A 19,534-nucleotide genomic window follows, 5' to 3' on the forward strand; every position below is an offset into this window, starting at 1 on the left:
GGGCGAATCGCCTGGTTGCCGTAATTTTGAATGTGGGGCACGATTCTTGACTCTGCTTGAGAAACGTCAACGGAGGTTAAGCGCAACCAACTGTTTTTCAAAAGCGGGTTAAAATTAGCAAAGCTATAATCACTGGGTAGACACCTTAGCGATCGCGTCAGTCGCCCTAGTTCCCAATGCCGCCACCGCTGTTCCAACGGCACTAGTTTGGCTCTTAGCGTTTAACCAATCTGCCGCATTGCCCCCAGAGCAATGATCCCTGGCTCCAAGCTTTTTCTAAAACCCAATCCCTGGTTGCAGCCCGGCTAATGCTAAGTTGGCTGCTGCGTTCAGGATTTATTCAATTCCTCACTCATTTTTCTCCTATGGCTGATTCACTCCAGCATCCGGCATTGCAGGCTAGTTCTGCGGTCTCCACGGCCTATGATGGCCCCCACGATGGCTTGATCCCCGCTGTTAGCACCGGGGTTTTTGTTTGCGTCCACGGCCACTTTTACCAGCCGCCCCGCGAAAATCCCTACCTGGATGCGATCGAGAAGCAGCCCAGCGCCGCCCCCTTCCACAACTGGAACGAGCGCATTCACCACGAGTGCTATCGGCCCAACGCCTACGCCCGCATTCTCAACGATCGCGGGGAAGTCGTCCGCATCGTCAACACCTTTGAATACATCAGCTTTAACATCGGCCCCACCCTGATGAGCTGGATGGAGCGCCACGATCTCGAGACCTACCAGCGCATCATCGACGCCGATCGCAACAGCTGTGCAAGGCTGAGCGGGCACGGGAATGCGATCGCCCAGGTCTACAACCACATCATTTTGCCCCTGGCCAACCAGCACGACAAAGTTACCCAGGTGCACTGGGGCATTGAGGATTTTCGCCGCCGCTTTGGCCGCAATCCTGAGGGGATCTGGCTGGCAGAAACCGCCATTGATTACCCCACGCTAGACGTGCTCCACGCCGAGGGGATCAAATTCACCATTCTGGCGCCGTCGCAGGTGCAGCGCTGCCGCCCGATGGTCAGCTACAACGGCGAGCGTGACACCTGGCAAGAAGTCGGCGGTGGCCAGATCGACCCCAGCCGCCCCTACCGCTGCTTCCTCAAGCATGCCGACGGCAGCCCCGACCCCAGCCGCTATATCGACATTTTCTTCTACGACGGCCCGATCTCCCGCGACATGGGCTTTAACGACGTGCTGAGTTCCTCCCAGCACTTTGTCGGGCGCATCGGCCAGGCCATCCACGGGGATCACCGGCCTTTTCAGCTGATTTCGGTGGCCACCGACGGCGAGACCTTTGGCCACCACCGGGGCGGGGCCGAAAAAGCCCTTGCCTATGCCCTCACTGAAGAATTTCCCCGCCAGGGCTGGACGGTGACCAACTACGCCCACTACCTGGCCACCCACCCGCCCACCTGGGAAGCCGAACTGAAGCCCGTCACCGCCTGGAGCTGCTCCCACGGCGTCGATCGCTGGCAGGATGACTGCGGCTGTGGCGGCGGCGGCGAATGGCACCAGCAGTGGCGACGCCCCTTGCGCGACACCCTCGACTGGCTGCGCGATCAGCTGGTCGCCGTCTACGAAGCGCAGGGGTCAGACCTGCTGCGCGATCCCTGGGCGGCGCGCAATGCCTATGTGGCGGTGGTGGGCGATCGCAGCCCTGAAAACCTAGACGCCTTCTTTGCCACCCACCAGACCCACAAGCTGTCGGCGATCGAGCGGGTCACTGCCCTGCAACTGCTCGAAATGCAGCGCCACGCCCTGTTTATGTACACTAGCTGCGGCTGGTTCTTTGAAGAACTCTCTCGCCCCGAGGGCACCCAGATCCTCCGCTACGCTGCCCGTGCGATGGAGCTGGCTGGCGAAGTCTCGGGGATCGCCCTGGAAGCCGAGTTTGTGAAGCGCCTGGGCCACGCCGCCAGCAATGTGGAAGAATTCGTCACCGGCACTGGAGTTTACGAGTCTCTGGTTAGGCCTTCCCGCATTACCCTAGAGCAGGTGGTAGCTCACTACGCCATGGGGTCGCTGTTCACCGACTACCACCGCGAGCAGACCGTCTACTGCTACACCGTCGAGCAGCACGACTACCGCCGCCAGCGCCTCGGGCCGATTTCCCTAGCGGTGGGTCTGGTCGAAATTACTTCCACCATCACCCGCGAGAGCATTAGCCTCGCCTTTGCCGTGGTACACCTGGGCGGCTGGGACTTTCATTGTGGGATCAAGGGAGTGCGATCGCGCCTCGACTACACCCAGGCAAAAGCCGCCGTGTTTGAGAGCCTCAGCCAAGCCAGCGCCGCCCAGGTAATTCTTGCCATCAACAGCGCCTTTGGCCCCCACACCTACGGCCTGCAAGACCTGTTCGCCGAAGAGCGCCACCGCATGATGGGACTGCTCTCCCAAGATACCCTGCTGCGCCTCGACCAGCTCTACGCCCAGGTCTACCGCGACAACTACGGGGTGCTGCGGGCCTTCCACCGCGACGGTCTGCCTGTGCCCCGTGAACTGCAAGTGGCGGCGGATATTGCCCTCAGCCACCGGGCGATGGAGGTGCTGCAATCCCTGGAGCGCGAGACCAGCGACCCCACCGCCAGCCCCCTGCGCCAAGGTGAAGACTATTTGAATGAATTGGAGGCGATCGCTACCGAAGCCAGCACCTGCAATGCTTCCCTGTCGCTAGCGGCGGCCAAACCCATGCTGGAGCGACTGATTGGGCGATCGGTCTGGCAAATTCTCAACCAGGCACCGGCAGAATCCCTCGCCGCCGATGTCGATTGGCTGGGGCGACTGGTCAACCTGGGCCAGCAGCTCAACCTGGGCCTTTCGTTAGAACGCCCCCAGGAGCTGTATTACCAGCACCTCAACCGCCAGGTGTTTGCCCTACTCAAACAGGCAGCAGTGTCTAGAAAACCTCTCGGCTCCGACAGCCGCGCCCAGGTCAACGACATCCTCCGCCTCGGCGAATACCTGTCGATGGATGTGGGAGCCGTGCTGAAGGCATTGGATCACCTCGCTCCGGGTCGCCCTGCATAACCAGTCCGACGTTGGAAATCGTCCTGGTTCTAAAATAGAAATAGCTCAGTTGGCATTGCTAGGCTGTCATGCAGTTTGAATGGGATGAAGCAAAAAATCTCGAAAATGTTCGCAAACACGAGATTGACTTTGCCGATGTCCCTGAAATCTTTGAAGGCCCAATGCTAATTGAGCTAGACGAACGGTTTAACTATGGTGAAGACCGATGGTTTGGCATTGGGCTTCTCGGCAACGGCGTAGCAGTTGTGGTTTGGATAGAACGCCAAAACGATGTGATCCGAATTATCTCAGCACGAAGGGCTAACCGACATGAGCGGCAAAGACTTAAGCAATACCTCTCGTACTAATTGGGCAGCACTAGAGTCACTAGACGATGAAGGAATCGATTATTCCGATATTCCTCCTCTGACAGAAGAGTTCTTTGAGAAGGCGACACTAAGAATTCCGGCGTCACAAGCACAGCAGCTTGTGCAAATTGAGCCTGATGTGTTGCAGTGGTTTCAGGCTCAAGGCGAAGAATACAAAGATCTAATCAACTCGATTTTGCGTCGTTACGTTGAAAGTCATACTGGGTCAAGTTCTTAAGTTTGCTCGGCATGATGCTCAGCTATTGCTGAGGCGGCAAGTTTAGCTAATAGATCTGGTGAGCGGGAAAATGACTCATCCCAACTCCGCTCTTCTTCAATTTCTTCCAGGATGATGAACGCGATCGCATTTTGCTCACTTTCAGGCAAAGTCTGCAACCGTGCGATCGCCCTGGACAATATATTGTGCCTCATCGCCATCAAGCAACTTGCGGTCTTGGACATAGTTCCAGAAAGATTCTGGCCAGCCGTTTTCCGAAATAATGTCCCGGTTATGTAGCTTAAGCAGTTCAACTCGGACTACTTTGTTCACTGGAATTTCGTGAGCTGGAATCTTCTAAAATTTTGCACTCATAACATCACCGCAAAAACTAAGTACTTATCTGACATTGGAAATTTAAACCAGACCTTAAACGATTCCAGAGAAAATTTCATATCGATTTAGACTTACTATCTTTTCAAGAATTTAAGTTTTTTGAGAGCTTAGACAATCTTTTTCGTAAAACGTTTGGCATTAGCGGTGCGCATAGAACATGAAGCATGAAAAGTCAGTTGATTGCACGTCCGCTGCATATCGTTGTTAGATTGCGCTAGCACCGTACGAACGGGCGCTACCCTCAACACCTTACTTCTTTACGCGGTAGGAAAGCAGCACAACACCGCTGTCATAAACCTTGCTATCGATTAACTCTAAATCAACATTCTTGCCGATGTCGGCCATCAGCGGGATACCCGAGCCGAGCAGCAGCGGATTCACCTTCAGGATGACCTCGTCGATAAGGCATTCTTTAAACAGCGCTGTCGCTAAAGCTGCGCCGCCACACAGGTAGATGTCTTTACCCGTTTCAGCTTTCAGTCTCCTGACCACATGCACGGCGTCCTCGCCGACGACCTCGACACGCTCGTCCGGGCTCTCCTTCATCGTGCGCGAAAAGACGTAGCTCTTCAGGTGCGGGTAGGGGTCGGTAACGCCCACCTTCAGCCCCACCTCGTAGGTATTACGCCCCATGAGGACGGCACCGTACGACTGTAAAGACTTTAGATAATCTGCTACATGCTCACCTTCCATGGGGAAGCAGTCGAAGGAGCCGTCCTCACGAGCGATAAACCCATCGGCGCTAGTGGCGACATGATACTTTAGTTTTCGCATCCTGCTTAAATCCAATCCAATACGAGACCAGCTAACAAATTACTATGCTGACAGTTTCCGTATAACTTCCCCTAGGAAAGCAATTACACGGATAGTCTCTAACTAATCTGCTGGAATGTGGCTGGAGAAGACATAGATGCGCTGGCTTTCTAGACTGCCACAGAGGTCGGAGGGTTTGACAGTTTCGGGAGTTGGCACTGCATCGTGGTGAAACACCTGGCGATCGAGGCCCACCTGCAAGCCGCTGAAGGGGTCGCTGCCATTAGAGATTAAGAAGGCGAGCTGGTCAATCTCGGGCCAAGCAGCGAGTTTGTCGAGCAGGGTGGCGATCGCCTTCATCTGCGGTAGTTCACAGTCGTGGTACCACGCGTCAGCCCCCTCGACAGGCAAAGTATCTAGCCCCAAATTCACGATTAGATCGGGCTGGCTAAATAGTGCCGCCGCCACCGGGCGGGCTTCTTCTTGCAGCATCAGGCCCTGGCTGTGGGCCAGCTCGCGCAGGTGCTCTAGCTTTTGGTAGCGCTCCTGCACCGGCAGATCGCCGCTGCGCCAGTGGATCGCCACCGTAGCCAGATAAGTTTGCACCAGCAGGTGGCCCAGCTTTTGGGCCTTAGTAGCCAAGTAGCCCGAGTTGTAGTCGGTGGCCTCGATAATCAGCGGCACCCGGTTCACCATTTCTAAGCCATAGCCTTTGATGCCCGCAATTTTGCGCGGGTTGTTGGTGATCAGGCAAAACTTTTGCACGCCGATGTCGTTGAGAATCTGCGCGCCGATGCCGTAGTTGCGCTGGTCTACCGGTAGGCCCAGCTTTTCGTTGGCCTCTACCGTATCGAGGCCCATGTCTTGCAGGGAGTAGGCCTTGAGCTTGTTGACCAGGCCAATACCGCGCCCCTCCTGGCGCAGGTAGACCACCACGCCGCGCCCCGCAGCATCAATCATTTTGAGCGCCGCCTGGAGCTGCATGCGGCAGTCGCAGCGCAGGGAGCCAAAGGCATCGCCCGTCAGGCATTCGGAGTGGACGCGCACCATCACCGACTGGTCGGCAAAGGTGGCAGGGTCGCCCTTGACCATAGCCACATGCTCGGAGCCATCGAGCAGGTTGCGGTAGGCGTAGATGGCAAAGTCGCCAAACTGGGTGGGCATCTTAGCCACCGCCTCGCGCTGCACAAAGCGCTCGTGCTGAAGGCGATAGTGAATGAGGTCGGCGATGCTGATCAGCTTTAGGCCAAAGTTTTTGGCGTAGTTGACCAGCTCTGGCAGCCGTGCCATCGAGCCGTCAGGATTTTGAATTTCGCAGATCACCCCGGCGGGGTAGAGGCCCGCCAGCCGAGCCAGATCGACCCCGGCTTCGGTGTGACCCGCACGCTTGAGTACGCCGCCTTCCTTGGCTCGCAGTGGAAAGATGTGTCCCGGACGGCGTAGGTCTTGGGGGCGGGCGTTTGGGTTGATGGCCACTTGAATGGTGCGGGCGCGATCGTCGGCGGAAATGCCGGTGGTAACGCCCCAATTCAGGCCGGCGTCGATGCTGACGGTGAAGGCGGTCTGCTCGTTCTCGTCTTCGAAGGCGCTGGGGCTGACCATGAGGGGGAGATCGAGTTGATCGAGCCGTTCGCCGGTCATGGCCAGGCAGATCAGCCCGCGCGCTTCTACCGCCATAAAGTTGATGTTGTCGGGGGTGGCAAACTGGGCGGCGCAGATTACATCGCCTTCGTTCTCGCGGTTTTCGTCATCGACTACCACAATCGACTTACCGGCGGCCAGGTCGTGGAGCGCCGACTCAATGGAGTCGAACTGAAAACCGGGCGGCAGTTCAAGCTCGGCGGCAGAGGGTTTAGGGGCTTGAGACATCTCCGCTTCTGGGTTAAGCACGGTGGGGCGAACCTGTAGAAAGTACGATTGCTTCTAAAATTCTAGCTTTACGGCCTGCGCTTCATCGGCAGAATCGCTGCATCCGACCCCGCCGTTCTTGGCCTGGGACAATCGGCCCGCGACAGCATCCCAAGCCACCATGTTGAATTGAGATTACTGGTTTACTATTACAGTGCTGAACGAAGGGGAAGGTGCTAACTGGGTTAGCGATCGCCCCCAAGCCCGGCTCTCGGCCCTGTCTATTCTTTCAACCAGCTAGCCCCAGAACCATGAGCGAGTCGTCACCCGTCGGAAAAATCAAAGTCGGCATTGTGGGGGCCTCGGGCTATGGAGGGGTACAGCTAGTGCGCCTGCTTACTCAGCACCCCGAGGTGGAGCTGGTCTATTTGGGAGGCGACAGCAGTGCCGGACAGCCCTACACCGACATCTATCCCCACCTGGCTGACTCCGTAAATTTGACGGTAGAAGCTGTAGACTTGGGCGAAATTGCCCAGCGCTGCCAGGCAGTGTTTCTCTCGCTGCCCAACGGGCTGGCCTACACCATGGCCCCTACCTTGTTAGAGCGAGGCTGTCGGGTGCTCGACCTCTCGGCTGACTACCGCTTTGAAAATTTGAATACCTATCAGTCGTGGTACGGGGGCGATCGCACCGACCAGACCACCGCCGTCGAAGCCGTCTACGGGTTGCCCGAGCTGTTTCGCGATCGTATTCGCAACGCCCGCCTGGTGGGCTGCCCCGGCTGCTACCCCACCGCCAGCCTGCTCGGCATTGCCCCCCTGCTCAAACAGGGCCTCGCCCAGCCCGAAACCCTAATTATTGACGCTAAATCGGGCACCTCGGGCGGCGGACGGGTAGCCAAAACCGGCATGTTGTTGGCTGAAGCCAGCAACTCTCTCGGAGCCTACGGCGTTGCCCGTCACCGCCACACCCCCGAAATTGAGCAAATTTGCACCCATTTGGCCAGTCAAGAGGTCACGGTGCAGTTTACGCCGCACCTGATTCCGATGGTGCGGGGCATTTTGGCCACCATCTACGCCACCCTGCGCGACCCTGGCCTGGTGCGCGACGACCTGCTCACCATCTACAGCGCTTTCTACCGATCATCCCCCTGGGTGACGGTGCTGCCCAGCGGCACCTACCCCCAAACCAAGTGGGCCTGGGGCACCAACCGCTGCTACATCGGCCTCGAAACCGACGCCCGCACCGGGCGGGTAGTGGTCATGTCGGCGATCGACAACCTGATGAAAGGCCAGGCCTCTCAGGCCGTGCAGTGCTTCAACCTAATGATGGGTCTTGAAGAAGGCCTTGGTCTACCGACCACTACCTTTTATCCTTAATCCCAAATCCGAATTACATAACCCCGATTCCCAAGAGGCCAAACCTTAGGGGTGTAGGCATAGCCAAGCCAGGGGCTTTATCGCATTTGCCCTTCTAAAGCGTGGATAGCCAAGCAGGATTTAGTATTAGCTGTCAGGGACTATCAAAGAGTTTTAATGCGTGTTTAGAGGGCTGTCAGATTGCCGACTTTTGTTCTGGCTGCCGTTGCTACGACTTCAATTAACTGAATTGGATCAATGGGTTTGGAGAGAAATTGTTGGAAGCCACCTGCGAGGGCTTGATCTCGAGCTTCTTGCTTGGCAAAGGCCGTTAGGGCGATCGCCGGGATTGTTATCCCCCGTTCTTGTTCAACCATCCGAACCCGTTGCAGTAGTTCATAACCATTTTCGTTGGGCATGGCAATGTCACTTAACAACACGTCGGGGTGTGAGTGTTGCAGGTAATCTATCACCTCTTGTCCAGTCGCCACCGCCGTGACTTGAGCACCCGCTAGCTCCAGCGCGGTTACTAGATAATTTCGATTATCAACATTGTCATCTACTACCAAAACAGAGATATTCTCTAGGGCTAAATTGCTATGCACTGACTCCGGGTTTGACATATCGAAAGATGGATCAAGTTGGGTTGGAATGTGCAACGGCAGCAAGATAGTAAAGGTCGTGCCTTTATCCTTGCCCTCGCTAGCAGCGTCAATTTTGCCGCCGTGAAGCTCAACGAGTTGGCGGACGATCGCCAATCCTAGCCCTAACCCATCATGAGGACGGGTGGAAGAGGAATCTGCTTGGCGAAAGTATTCAAAAATCTGAGGTAGAAAATCAGCGTCAATGCCGATGCCGGTGTCAGCTACAGTGATTTGGGCAAATGCAGGGATTGGTGAGGGGGGTTGGGTCGTTCGTTGTGACTCTTGGTCTCTGCTAATTATCCATGACTCATCACCCATAATTCGCTTTAACCCCACCTCAACTCGCCCACTTTCTGGCGTGAATTTAATGGCATTTGAGAGTAAGTTGCGAATGATTTGCTGTAGGCGTTGCATATCGCCGCTGACAATGCAGGGATCGGGCATAAACTCACCCGTCAGTTGAATACCTTTTTCGTTTGCGGCAGGACGAATGGACTCCAGTTCTTCTGAAATCAAGTTGAGTAAATTGACCGGCTGTTGATGAATTTTCACTCTGCCGCCGGTAAGGCGGGCAACATCCAGGATGTCATCAATGAGTTGCGCCTGAGATAGGGCATTGCGATTAATCGTTTCGATCGCACGACTCTTCGCGCTCTCGTCAAGTTTGCCTGCTAGCAATAGTTTTGACCAGCCTAAGATCGAGTTGAGCGGGGTTCGTAGTTCATGGGAAACGATCGCCATGAATTCATCTTTCATGCGGTTGGCAGATTCTGCTTGTTGACGAGCAAGCTGTTCTTGGATAATCTCGATCTTCTGCATAGCTAATTCCGCTGATTGCCGCTGGATCTCCTGGGTCTTTTTGAACAATTCAACAAATACAGAGACTTTAGAAATGAGAATGTCAGGGTTAATTGGTTTGAGTAAATAATCCACTGCTCCCAACGCGTAGCCCTTCATCTGCAAGTGATCGTCGGTGCCAAAAGCAGTGACAAAGATGATTGGGGTATGTTGCGATCGCTCTCGCTGCCGAATCAGGGATGCGGTTTCAAATCCATCCATGCCTGGCATTTCTACATCTAACAAAATTGCGGCAAAATCCTGATTCAGCAGACAGCGAAGCGCCTCTTTCCCTGATTGGGCGGTCACGAGGTTCTGCCCCAATTTGCACAAAATTTCTTCTAGGGCGATCAAGTTTTCTACGCGATCGTCAACCAGAAGAATGTTGGCTTTGAGCTCAAAGGACATGGTGTGGAGAATTGGAGGACGGAGAGGACGAACTGCCAAGCAAAGCGTGAGTTGGGGGTGAGAGGAGCCCAGTTCTCACCCTCTAGCACCTAGTCTCTGGATTGGGAGAGCCAGACTCGTAGTAGTGACAGCAGTTGCTCCATTTCGACCGGTTTCGTAATGTAATCGGTTGCACCTGCTTCCAGACATTTTTCGCGATCGCCTTTCATGGCTTTAGCCGTGAGGGCAATCATCGGTAAATCGGCAAACTGACTAATCTGTCGGATTGCCCCCATGGTTTCATAGCCGTCCATTCCAGGCATCATAATATCCATCAGTACTACATCAACATCAGGATTTGCCTGCAAAACACTGATGCCATCTTGGCCGCTTTCGGCGTAGAGCACCTGCATTTGCTGACGCTCTAACAGGCTGGTAAGGGCAAAGATGTTGCGAACATCATCATCTACAATCAGCACTTTTTTGTCTGCCAGAATCGGATCGTTCCGCCGTAGTTGTTCTAGCATCGACCGTTGGTGATCAGGTAGGTTTGCCTGAATCCGGTGGAGGAACAGACTGGTTTCGTCGAGCAGGCGTTCGGGCGATCGCGCATCCTTGATGATCAAGGTGTCAGACAGGCGGTGCAGTTCTGTTTCTTCCTGAGTGGTTAGATCTTTGCCCGTGTAGACGATGATTGGCAGGCGACCTAGGTTCGGTTCGCGTTTGATTTGTTCGAGTAGCTCAAAATCCTTAGCATCGGGCAGCATCAGATCGAGAACTACACAATCAAACTGTTCGGCGCGAATAGCGGCTAGGGTTTCGGCAGCGGTGGCCACTGCCGTGATGCTGACATCGCTATTTCCAATCAAATCGACGATGCTTTGGCGTTGCTGGTCGTCGTCTTCTACCACTAGCAAGCTCTTGACTAACCGTTCCACAAACTCTTTCATGCTGGCCAGGGCATTGAGCAGAGATTCACTGCTGACGGGTTTTTGGAGGTAGGCGATCGCGCCCTGTCGCAAGCTGCGACCCTGCCCATCTTCTACGGTCATGATGTGAACCGGAATGTGGCGAGTATCAGGGTCGTGCTTGAGATAGTTGAGCACGGTCCAACCGTCCAAAACGGGTAACCGGATGTCAAGCATGATGGCGGAGGGTTGAAATTCTCGCGCCATCTGGAGTCCCACATCTCCCCGGGTGGCAACTAAGCCTTTGAAGCCGTGTTCCCGCGACAGATCGAGCAAGATGCGGGCGAAGTTAACATCATCTTCAATGATGAGCAAAGAGCGATCGTCGGGTTGAATCGAAACGCGATCGTCTTCCAGCATCGGATCAACTGAAAAGGTACCCACCTGAGTTGCGGTGACAGAAATAGCATCTCGGATTCCCCCTGACGGGGCGGGTGACGCGACTTCTGGGGGGCGCAGGGCGATCGTCGAGTTAACCGGGTAAGCCGTGGAGCCCGCTCTGCGAGTTTCTACCGGCATGGTTCTCTGCTCCCTACCGTCCCATCTGCCTGTCTCCCCGTTCTCCTGGCGCTCCACATAGGTCAATGGCAAATATAGGGTAAACGTACTGCCCTGACCCAGTTCACTCATCAGGCGAATTTCACCTCCCAAAAGCTGGGCGATTTCCCGGCTAATCGACAGGCCTAAACCGGTGCCACCATAGCGGCGGCTCGTTGTTCCATCTTCCTGCTGGAAGGCTTCAAAGATAATCTGCTGCTTCTCGGGAGCAATGCCGATGCCCGTATCGGTCACCGCAAAGGCAATTACTTGATCCGCCTGATTTAATCTGGCTTTCTCTAGACTCCAGCCTTGGGTAACAACGCTAATTTCTAACTCGACTTGTCCCCGCTCTGTGAACTTGAAGGCGTTTGCCAGCAGGTTTTTTAACACCTGTTGCAGCCGCTTGGCATCGGTGTAGAGGGTGCGTGGTAGTTGCTCGCTGAAGCGCATGGAAAAATCGAGTTTGCGATCGATGGCAACCTGGCGAAAGGTACGCTCTAGATGAACTTGCAGATCGGCGAACAGGATCGGCTCGGCATTGACTGAAATGGTGCCGGATTCGATCTTCGCCAGATCGAGGATGTCGTTAATCAGCCCTAGCAGGTCATTGCCCGCGGAGTAAATGGTCTGAGAATATTCCACCTGCTTGTGGGTCAAGTTATTCTCGCTGTTGTCAGACAGCAGTCGCGCCAGAATCAGCAAGCTGTTCAGCGGAGTTCGGAGTTCGTGGGACATGTTTGCCAGAAACTCAGACTTGTATTTAGATGTGAGCGCTAGCTGTTCAGCTTTCTCTTCCAAAGACAATCGCGCCTGCTCAATTTCGCTGTTTTTGCGCTCCACTTCCCTGTTCTGCTTCGCCAATAGTTCGGCTTTTTCTTGTAGTTCTTCGTTGGTCCGTTGTAGTTGCTCTTGCTGGCTCTTGAGTAAGTCTTCTGACGCTTTCAAGGATTGCGCCTGCTGCTCCAAACGCCGGTTGGTGTCGGTGAGCTCAGTTTGCTGGCCCTGCATTTCTTCTGCCAGAGATTGGGACTGTTTGAGCAGTTCCTCGGTTCGCATACTGGCGGCGATCGTGTTGAGAACGATCGCGATACTTTCGGTCAATTGGTCAAAGAAGGTGAGGTGAATTTCATTAAAGCGGTTGAAGGACGCGAGTTCGACTACTGCCGTCACTTGCCCCTCAAACAGAACGGGCAGCACGACCACATTCATCGGCGAAGCTTCACCCAGGCCAGAATTGATTTTGATGTAGTCTGAGGGCACCTCAGTGACCAGAATTCGCTCTTTCTCCAGGGCACATTGTCCGACCAAGCCTTCGCCGAGATAGAAGCGATTGGCTAGACTCTTGCGCTCTCGATAGGCGTAGGTGCTGAGCAATTTCAGGATTGGTGGATGGATCTCGCTGGTTTCTAGCAGGTAGAATACGCCGTGTTGAGCGGATACCAGAGGAGCCAGTTCGGACAAGATCAGCTTGGAAACCGTTTCCAGGTCGCGCTGACCCTGCAACATCCGCGTAAATTTTGCCAGGTTGGTTTTGAGCCAGTCTTGCTCGATGTTTTTCTGGGTGGTTTCGCGCAGGTTGGCAATCATCTGGTTGACGTTGTCTTTCAGAATGGCAACTTCGCCCTGGGCCTCAACCGCAATCACCCGCGTCAAATCGCCCTTGGTCACGGCGGTTGCCACTTCGGCGATCGCGCGTACCTGAGTGGTCAAGTTGGCCGCCAGTTCATTCACGTTGTCGGTCAAATCACGCCAGGTGCCTGATGCCCCCGGCACTTTCGCCTGACCACCCAGTTTTCCTTCAATCCCTACTTCCCGGGCTACGGTTGTCACCTGATCGGCGAAGGTTGCCAGCGTGTCGATCATCTCGTTGATCGTGTCGGCCAGGGTTTCAATTTCCCCTTTGGCATCCAGCATCAGCTTCTGTTTTAGGTTGCCGTTGGCGACGGCAGTCACGACCTTAGCGATGCCTCGAACCTGCGCCGTCAGGTTGCCGGCCATGGAGTTGACGTTATCGGTCAGATCTTTCCAGATACCGGCTACGCCAACTACCTGGGCTTGACCGCCCAGTTTGCCTTCGGTGCCCACTTCGCGCGCCACCCGCGTTACCTCGGAGGCAAAGGAACTCAGCTGATCCACCATCGTGTTGACGGTGTTTTTCAGTTCAAAAATCTCACCGCGCACATCTACGGTAATTTTCTTGGACAGGTCGCCGTTGGCGATCGCGGTTGAGACCTCGGCAATGTTCCGCACCTGCGCCGTCAGGTTGCCGGCCATCGAGTTTACCGAGTCGGTCAGGTCTTTCCAGGTGCCGGCAACCCCAGACACCTGCGCCTGTACACCCAGTTTGCCTTCGGTGCCCACCTCCCGCGCCACCCGCGTTACCTCAGAGGCAAAGGAGTTGAGCTGATCCACCATGATGTTGATGGTGCTTTTTAGGTCAAGAATCTCACCTTTGACATCGACCGTGATTTTCTTGGAGAGATCGCCGTTCGCCACCGCCGTTGTGACTTCGGCAATGTTCCGCACCTGCGCCGTCAAACTACCCGCCATGAAGTTTACCGAGTCGGTCAGATCTTTCCAGGTGCCCGCCACCCCAGGCACCTCTGCCTGGACGCCCAACTTCCCTTCGGCGCCGACTTCCCGCGCCACCCGCGTCACCTCCGAGGCAAAGGAATTCAACTGATCCACCATCGTATTGACGGTGTTTTTCAGCTCCAAGATTTCGCCCTTAACATCCACCGTGATTTTCTTGGACAAGTCGCCGTTGGCCACAGCGGTTGTCACTGCGGCGATGTTCCGCACCTGGGCCGTCAAACTGCCGGCCATGAAGTTGACGGAATCGGTTAGATCTTTCCAGGTGCCAGCCACGCCGCGGACATCAGCCTGCACACCCAGCTTGCCTTCGGCACCCACTTCTCGGGCCACCCGCGTTACCTCAGAGGCAAAGGAGCTGAGCTGATCCACCATGATGTTGATGGTGTTTTTCAGCTCCAAGATTTCACCTTTCACCTGCACGGTAATCTTCTTGGACAGGTCACCGTTGGCGATCGCCGTTGCCACGTCAGCAATGTTTCGCACCTGCCCGGTGAGGTTGCCTGCCATCGAGTTCACATTGTCGGTCAAATCCTTCCAGGTGCCGGCAACGCCAGGAACTTCCGCCTGCACGCCCAGTTTCCCTTCCGTTCCCACTTCCCGTGCGACCCGCGTTACCTCAGAGGCAAAGGAACTGAGTTGATCCACCATCGTATTGATCGTGTTCTTCAGTTCCAGAATTTCACCTTTGACATCCACCGTGATTTTCTTGGACAAATCGCCGTTGGCCACAGCGGTTGTCACCTCGGCAATATTCCGCACCTGCGCTGTCAGGTTGCCCGCCATCGAGTTCACGGAATCGGTCAAATCCTTCCAGGTGCCAGCCACCCCGCGCACCTCGGCCTGGACGCCCAGTTTCCCTTCAGTGCCCACCTCCCGCGCCACCCGCGTCACCTCCGAGGCAAAGGAGTTGAGTTGATCCACCATGATGTTGATAGTGCTTTTCAGGTCGAGGATTTCGCCTTTTACGTCTACCGTAATTTTTTTGGAAAGATCGCCATTGGCCACAGCGGTGGTCACTTCGGCAATATTCCGCACCTGCGCCGTCAAACTACCCGCCATGAAGTTTACTGAGTCAGTCAAATCCTTCCAGGTGCCAGCAACGCCACGCACTTGCGCCTGCCCGCCCAGTTTGCCATCGGCTCCCACTTCCCGCGCTACCCGCGTCACCTCAGAGGCAAAGGAGTTCAACTGATCCACCATTGTGTTGACGGTGTTTTTCAGCTCCAGAATTTCACCTTTGACATCGACCGTGATTTTGCGGGACAGGTCACCATTGGCGATCGCCGTTGCCACTTCAGCAATGTTTCGCACCTGCCCGGTCAAATTGCCCGCCATCAGGTTTACGTTGTCCGTCAGATCTTTCCAGGTGCCAGCAACGCCAGGCACTTCCGCCTGCACGCCCAGCTTTCCTTCGGTGCCCACTTCCCGCGCCACCCGCGTTACCTCAGAGGCAAAGGAATTCAGCTGATCCACCATCGTGTTGACGGTGTTTTTCAGCTCCAGAATTTCACCTTTGACATCGACCGTAATTTTGCGGGACAGGTCACCGTTGGCGATCGCCGTTGCCACTTCGGCAATGTTTCGCACCTGTCCGGTCAAGTTACCGGCCATGAAGTTTACCGAATCGGTCAGGTCTTTCCAGGTGCCCGCCACGCCGCGCACCTCGGCCTGGCCGCCCAGCTTACCCTCAGCGCCCACTTCCCGCGCCACCCGCGTCACCTCAGAGGCAAAGGAGTTGAGTTGATCCACCATTGTGTTGATGGTGCTTTTCAGGTCAAGAATTTCGCCTTTAACATCCACCGTAATTTTCTTGGACAAATCACCGTTTGCCACAGCGGTCGTCACTTCGGCAATGTTTCGCACCTGCGCCGTCAGGTTCCCCGCCATCGAGTTCACGGAATCCGTCAGGTCTTTCCAGGTGCCAGCTACCCCAGGCACCTGCGCCTGCACACCCAACTTTCCTTCGGTTCCCACTTCCCGCGCCACCCGCGTCACCTCAGAGGCGAAGGAGTTGAGCTGATCCACCATGATGTTGATGGTGCTTTTCAGGTCAAGAATTTCGCCTTTGACATCGACCGTAATTTTCTTGGAGAGGTCGCCGTTGGCCACAGCGGTCGTCACTTCGGCAATGTTCCGTACCTGCGCCGTCAGGTTCCCCGCCATCGAGTTCACGTTATCGGTCAAATCTTTCCAGGTGCCAGCCACCCCTTTGACTTCGGCCTGCACGCCCAGTTTCCCCTCGGTTCCCACTTCCCGCGCCACTCGCGTCACCTCAGAAGCAAAGGACTGCAGCTGGGCCACCATTGTGTTGACAATTTGTGCCGTTTGCAGAAACTCCCCTTGCAGCGATCGCCCTTCGATCTCCGTTGCGATCGCCTGCGACAGGTCACCATTGGCTACGGATCGGATTACCCGTGTAATCGCCGCCATGGGCTGCACTAAATCCACAATCAGCGTGTTGATTGACCCTTCACAGGCTTTCCACGACCCTTTTGCTCCACCTAACGAAGCCCGTTCGTTCGTCTTGCCCTCTTTCCCCACCACTCCGCTGATCCGCTCTAGCTCCGTCGCGATCTGCTCGTTCTTGTCAATGATGTCATTGAGCGTATCAGCAACTTTTCCGGCGATCCCCGTCTGATCAACCGGCATTCGCACTGAAAAATTTCCTTTCTTCACTTCGGTCAAAACTTTAAGCAGTTGCTTCAGGTCGAAGCTATTGGTCTCAGTGAGGGTTTGAGCGGTTGTCATAAACTTCTACGGCTGCTTGTGGTGAGGATGGTGATAAAAAAAGATGATGCTGAATCCAATTTTGCAAGTAACCCCCCATCCCCAACCCCTTTTTCCAAAAAGGGCGAAGGGGAGCCGGATTCAATGTTCCTCTCCCGCTCTGGGAGAGGAATTTGGGGTTAAGGGCTACAAAAGTGGGACGCATCCGATGACGCTTGAGACCGTGAGGTAGTAGGTTTCTACAGCGAAAGGCTTTTCAAAGGACAAACACGCTCCCCCTTATGGATCATCTACCGCAAAGGATAGAATCGGCTTCATACCTTGGACAGAAGGCTAAATTATCATTGATCAGTCTAAAGAGAGATGTCGATATAGCAGTTTTGGCTCAATTTAGGTAGGCTAGCCATTACGCTTAAATTTACACAATAGTTGCTTGCAGGCTGGATGGCGAGTAGTTGGCAATGGATCGTAATTACATTTCCGACTGTTAGTTATCTACTGCCCATACCAGCTCCCCTACTAACCCGCAATTCCCTTGGACGACCAATCCTTACCGAATGAATCGAGTCAGTGGGGAATCAATTTACCCCAACTGGTCGAAGCTGTAGTTCAAGCTGTCACAAAAGTCGGTGAAAGCCGGGACTTAGAGACTGCCTTAGCCATTCGGGATGAAATCCGGCGCTTACCGGACGAGCTAGTGACCGAGGTTTTGAATCAGTTGATTCTAAGATTAATTTTTATTGATCTGCCGCTGTGTCGTTGGTTTGTGCTAGACGTGTTTTTGCATGATGCTGATCCAGAGGCAAAAGCTGATGTCGCCGAGCGAATTAATATGTTGATGACAGATTTGCGATCGCAGCAAAAATGATTTTTTTCGTACAGTAGCCCAAGCTTGATTGCTTACTATAAGGTTGTGAATAAGCAACCAAGGCAGGATGCCTTGAATCAAATAGACTGATTCATTCACGCAACACGCCCGCTCTAGTCATACCCGCTGTTGCCCCATTGGCCTGACATTGAGCATCGCACTATATTCAGGCATCAGATGGATGTGGCGCTCTTATGCCAGTTTCTTGACCAGTTACAAGCATTACATTCAGCGGGAGCTTGCGTTTACCGACTAGGCTCGCCTAATCCGTCCAGACCACCTGGCGTTCTGACTTGGTGCGATAGCCCGTTTGCTCCTGAATGATCCGGCCTGACTGAGCGGGGTCAAAGTAGCGATCAAAATCGGCTCGTAAACGGGCATGGGTGACTTCGGCCTGGTCAAGGTCGCGGCGCACTACCTCTAGCTGCTGCACCTGAGCCTGGAGATAAGGCACCAAACGCCCCAGTGACACCGCCGATACCAGCACTAAAAAACCGTTTACTCCTAGCCGAGCGCTCAGCTCAAACACTGGGGTGTGGCGGGCTAAGCGCCGCAAAGGGTCGGCCCGCCGCTGTCCTCGTCGCCGCTGAGGAGACATTCGATGGGCAGAAGACGTAGACAGCGAGCTACGAGATCGGGAACGGCGCATAGGTTAGGTGCTATAAGCTGGCCTTTATTATGCCTGAGAATAATGAGAATAAACGCCATCTGCCTCCAGAAGTAAGCGGTTTGCCTTTTAGGCGATCGCAAATCTCCAACCTTGGTTAGAAACTCCGCTTTGAATGGCCTTTAAACATCTAAGCATTATGAAAAACCAGGAGTTGAGTTTGGGGTTAAGGCATAATAAAGGCAATGGATTTCCTACACCATGCCCCGACGCATTTTTATTGGCGACATTCACGGTCACTTCGATGGTCTGCAACGGCTGTGGGAGGCGATCGCCCCAGAACCCGACGATAAAGTCTACTGTGTCGGCGACCTGATCGATCGCGGCCCTAAGAGTGCTGATGTGGTTGACTTTGTGCGCCGTAACGCCGCTGGCTGCGTGCGGGGCAACCATGAGCAGCTGATTCTCGACACCTTTGTCGACGGCAAGATCAATCCTCCCACCCTCCAGGGCTGGATCTTTAGCGGTGGTCAGGCCACTCTATCCAGCTACCACGGCTCCGCCGCCACCCTCGAAGACCACCTTGACTGGCTGCGCCAGCTGCCCCTATACATTGACCTGGGCGATCTGTGGCTGGTGCATGCTGGGGTCAACCCCATGCTGCCCATCGCCGAACAGAGCAGCTACGAAATGTGCTGGATCCGTGAAACCTTCCACAGCAGCCTGACGCCTTTTTTCTCCGACAAGCTGATCATTACCGGCCACACCATTACCTTTACCTTTCCCGGCGTAGACCCTGGCCAAATCGTCGCTGGGCGCGGCTGGCTCGATATTGATACTGGCGTTTACCACCCTCGCAGCGGCTGGCTCACTGCCCTCGACTGGGATAACCAAATCGTCTACCAAGTCAATGTATTTGAGCCCATTGAACGGGTGCGATCGTGCGCCGAAGCCATTACCTACCTCGACCCCACGCTGATCAAAAAACGTCCCCGCGACATGGTCAGCCGATCGGCGTTTTAGCCCGCCCCTTTCCATAGAAGAATAGAAGAAATGCCTGGGTAAACTTTTACCCAGGCAAGAGCTAGGCTTTTATTTCAGAGTTCAGTTTTGGCTAGGGCGGCTAAAATACTGGCTTAAGTTGGTAGCGAGACAAAACGGCTCTGGCTGGAGCAAACTTTCGGTCAAGCTCAGTTTTCGCCGTTACCGCTGCACGTTGAGTTTGAGTCGGCCCTAGGAGAATGCGTTGTGTTTACTGGCCTAGACCTAGTTGTGATATTGCTGGTGTTTTTCGCGTTCTTTTACGCCACGGGCTCTAGCAAAGACTCGGAATTTAAGCTAGAGCCGCTGACGCTACTGGTGGTAACGATTGTGGTGGGGATGATCGCCGTTTCACTTCTGAACCGTTGAGCT

13 protein-coding genes are annotated in these 19,534 nt (G+C 54.7%); 7 read left to right on the forward strand and 6 right to left on the reverse strand.

The features are described from left to right. Positions 1-365: 365 nt before the first annotated feature. From H6G07_RS02655 to H6G07_RS02665, 3 genes are all read left to right on the forward strand, one after another. Positions 366-3,029 (forward strand): DUF3536 domain-containing protein, encoded by a 2,664-nt coding sequence (locus tag H6G07_RS02655; protein ID WP_073607019.1) that lies wholly within the window; start codon positions 366-368, stop codon positions 3,027-3,029. Positions 3,030-3,097: 68 nt separating this feature from the next. Continuing rightward, complete coding sequence (locus tag H6G07_RS02660) at positions 3,098-3,376, forward strand: BrnT family toxin (RefSeq protein WP_073606553.1); 279 nt, start codon at positions 3,098-3,100, stop codon at positions 3,374-3,376. Then, complete coding sequence (locus H6G07_RS02665) at positions 3,339-3,614, forward strand: BrnA antitoxin family protein (RefSeq protein WP_073606552.1); 276 nt, start codon at positions 3,339-3,341, stop codon at positions 3,612-3,614. Before H6G07_RS02660 ends, H6G07_RS02665 begins: the two co-directional genes overlap by 38 nt. Here the strand turns inward: H6G07_RS02665 and H6G07_RS02670 are convergent. The 3 genes from H6G07_RS02670 to ribBA form a co-directional block, all read right to left on the reverse strand. After that, a complete protein-coding gene (locus H6G07_RS02670; protein ID WP_242026580.1) occupies positions 3,611-3,838 on the reverse strand; it encodes a hypothetical protein in 228 nt (75 codons plus the stop codon). The two genes, H6G07_RS02665 and H6G07_RS02670, sit on opposite strands and share 4 nt — an antisense overlap. A gap of 400 nt (positions 3,839-4,238) precedes the next feature. Continuing rightward, positions 4,239-4,763: a dihydrofolate reductase family protein gene (locus H6G07_RS02675; protein WP_073606551.1), complete on the reverse strand. Its 525-nt coding sequence runs from the start codon at positions 4,761-4,763 to the stop codon at positions 4,239-4,241. Positions 4,764-4,865: 102 nt separating this feature from the next. After that, entirely contained in the window at positions 4,866-6,611 is a 1,746-nt protein-coding gene (gene ribBA / locus H6G07_RS02680; RefSeq protein WP_073606550.1) for a bifunctional 3,4-dihydroxy-2-butanone-4-phosphate synthase/GTP cyclohydrolase II, read from the reverse strand. Positions 6,612-6,901: 290 nt separating this feature from the next. Between ribBA and argC the strand changes: the two genes are divergently transcribed. Further along, positions 6,902-7,969, forward strand: coding sequence for an N-acetyl-gamma-glutamyl-phosphate reductase (gene argC, locus H6G07_RS02685; protein ID WP_073606549.1), 1,068 nt, complete (start codon positions 6,902-6,904; stop codon positions 7,967-7,969). A gap of 164 nt (positions 7,970-8,133) precedes the next feature. Here the strand turns inward: argC and H6G07_RS02690 are convergent, their stop codons facing one another. Next, complete coding sequence (locus H6G07_RS02690; protein ID WP_073606548.1) at positions 8,134-9,837, reverse strand: response regulator; 1,704 nt, start codon at positions 9,835-9,837, stop codon at positions 8,134-8,136. Between the two features lie 89 nt (positions 9,838-9,926). After that, on the reverse strand, positions 9,927-16,667 hold the full coding sequence (locus tag H6G07_RS02695) for a HAMP domain-containing protein (RefSeq protein WP_073606547.1): 6,741 nt from the start codon (positions 16,665-16,667) through the stop codon (positions 9,927-9,929). A 514-nt stretch (positions 16,668-17,181) separates the two neighbouring features. On the opposite strand from H6G07_RS02695, the gene H6G07_RS02700 reads away from it, so the two are divergent. Beyond that, complete coding sequence (locus H6G07_RS02700) at positions 17,182-17,514, forward strand: hypothetical protein (RefSeq protein ID WP_073606546.1); 333 nt, start codon at positions 17,182-17,184, stop codon at positions 17,512-17,514. A 262-nt stretch (positions 17,515-17,776) separates the two neighbouring features. On the opposite strand, the gene H6G07_RS02705 is transcribed toward H6G07_RS02700, so the two are convergent. Next, positions 17,777-18,163, reverse strand: coding sequence for a slr1601 family putative cell division protein (locus tag H6G07_RS02705; protein WP_139296887.1), 387 nt, complete (start codon positions 18,161-18,163; stop codon positions 17,777-17,779). A gap of 219 nt (positions 18,164-18,382) precedes the next feature. Here H6G07_RS02705 and H6G07_RS02710 point away from each other — a divergent pair, with 219 nt between their 5' ends. Both H6G07_RS02710 and H6G07_RS02715 read left to right on the forward strand, forming a co-directional pair. Beyond that, a complete protein-coding gene (locus H6G07_RS02710) occupies positions 18,383-19,144 on the forward strand; it encodes a metallophosphoesterase family protein (RefSeq protein WP_073606544.1) in 762 nt (253 codons plus the stop codon). A gap of 225 nt (positions 19,145-19,369) precedes the next feature. Further along, positions 19,370-19,531: a hypothetical protein gene (locus tag H6G07_RS02715; protein WP_171972929.1), complete on the forward strand. Its 162-nt coding sequence runs from the start codon at positions 19,370-19,372 to the stop codon at positions 19,529-19,531. The last annotated feature ends 3 nt before the right edge of the window (positions 19,532-19,534 follow it).

Origin of the sequence: Phormidium tenue FACHB-1052 (genome assembly GCF_014696675.1) — a bacterium.
In the GTDB taxonomy this organism is placed as follows: Bacteria; Cyanobacteriota; Cyanobacteriia; order Phormidesmidales; family Phormidesmidaceae; genus Nodosilinea; species Nodosilinea tenuis_A.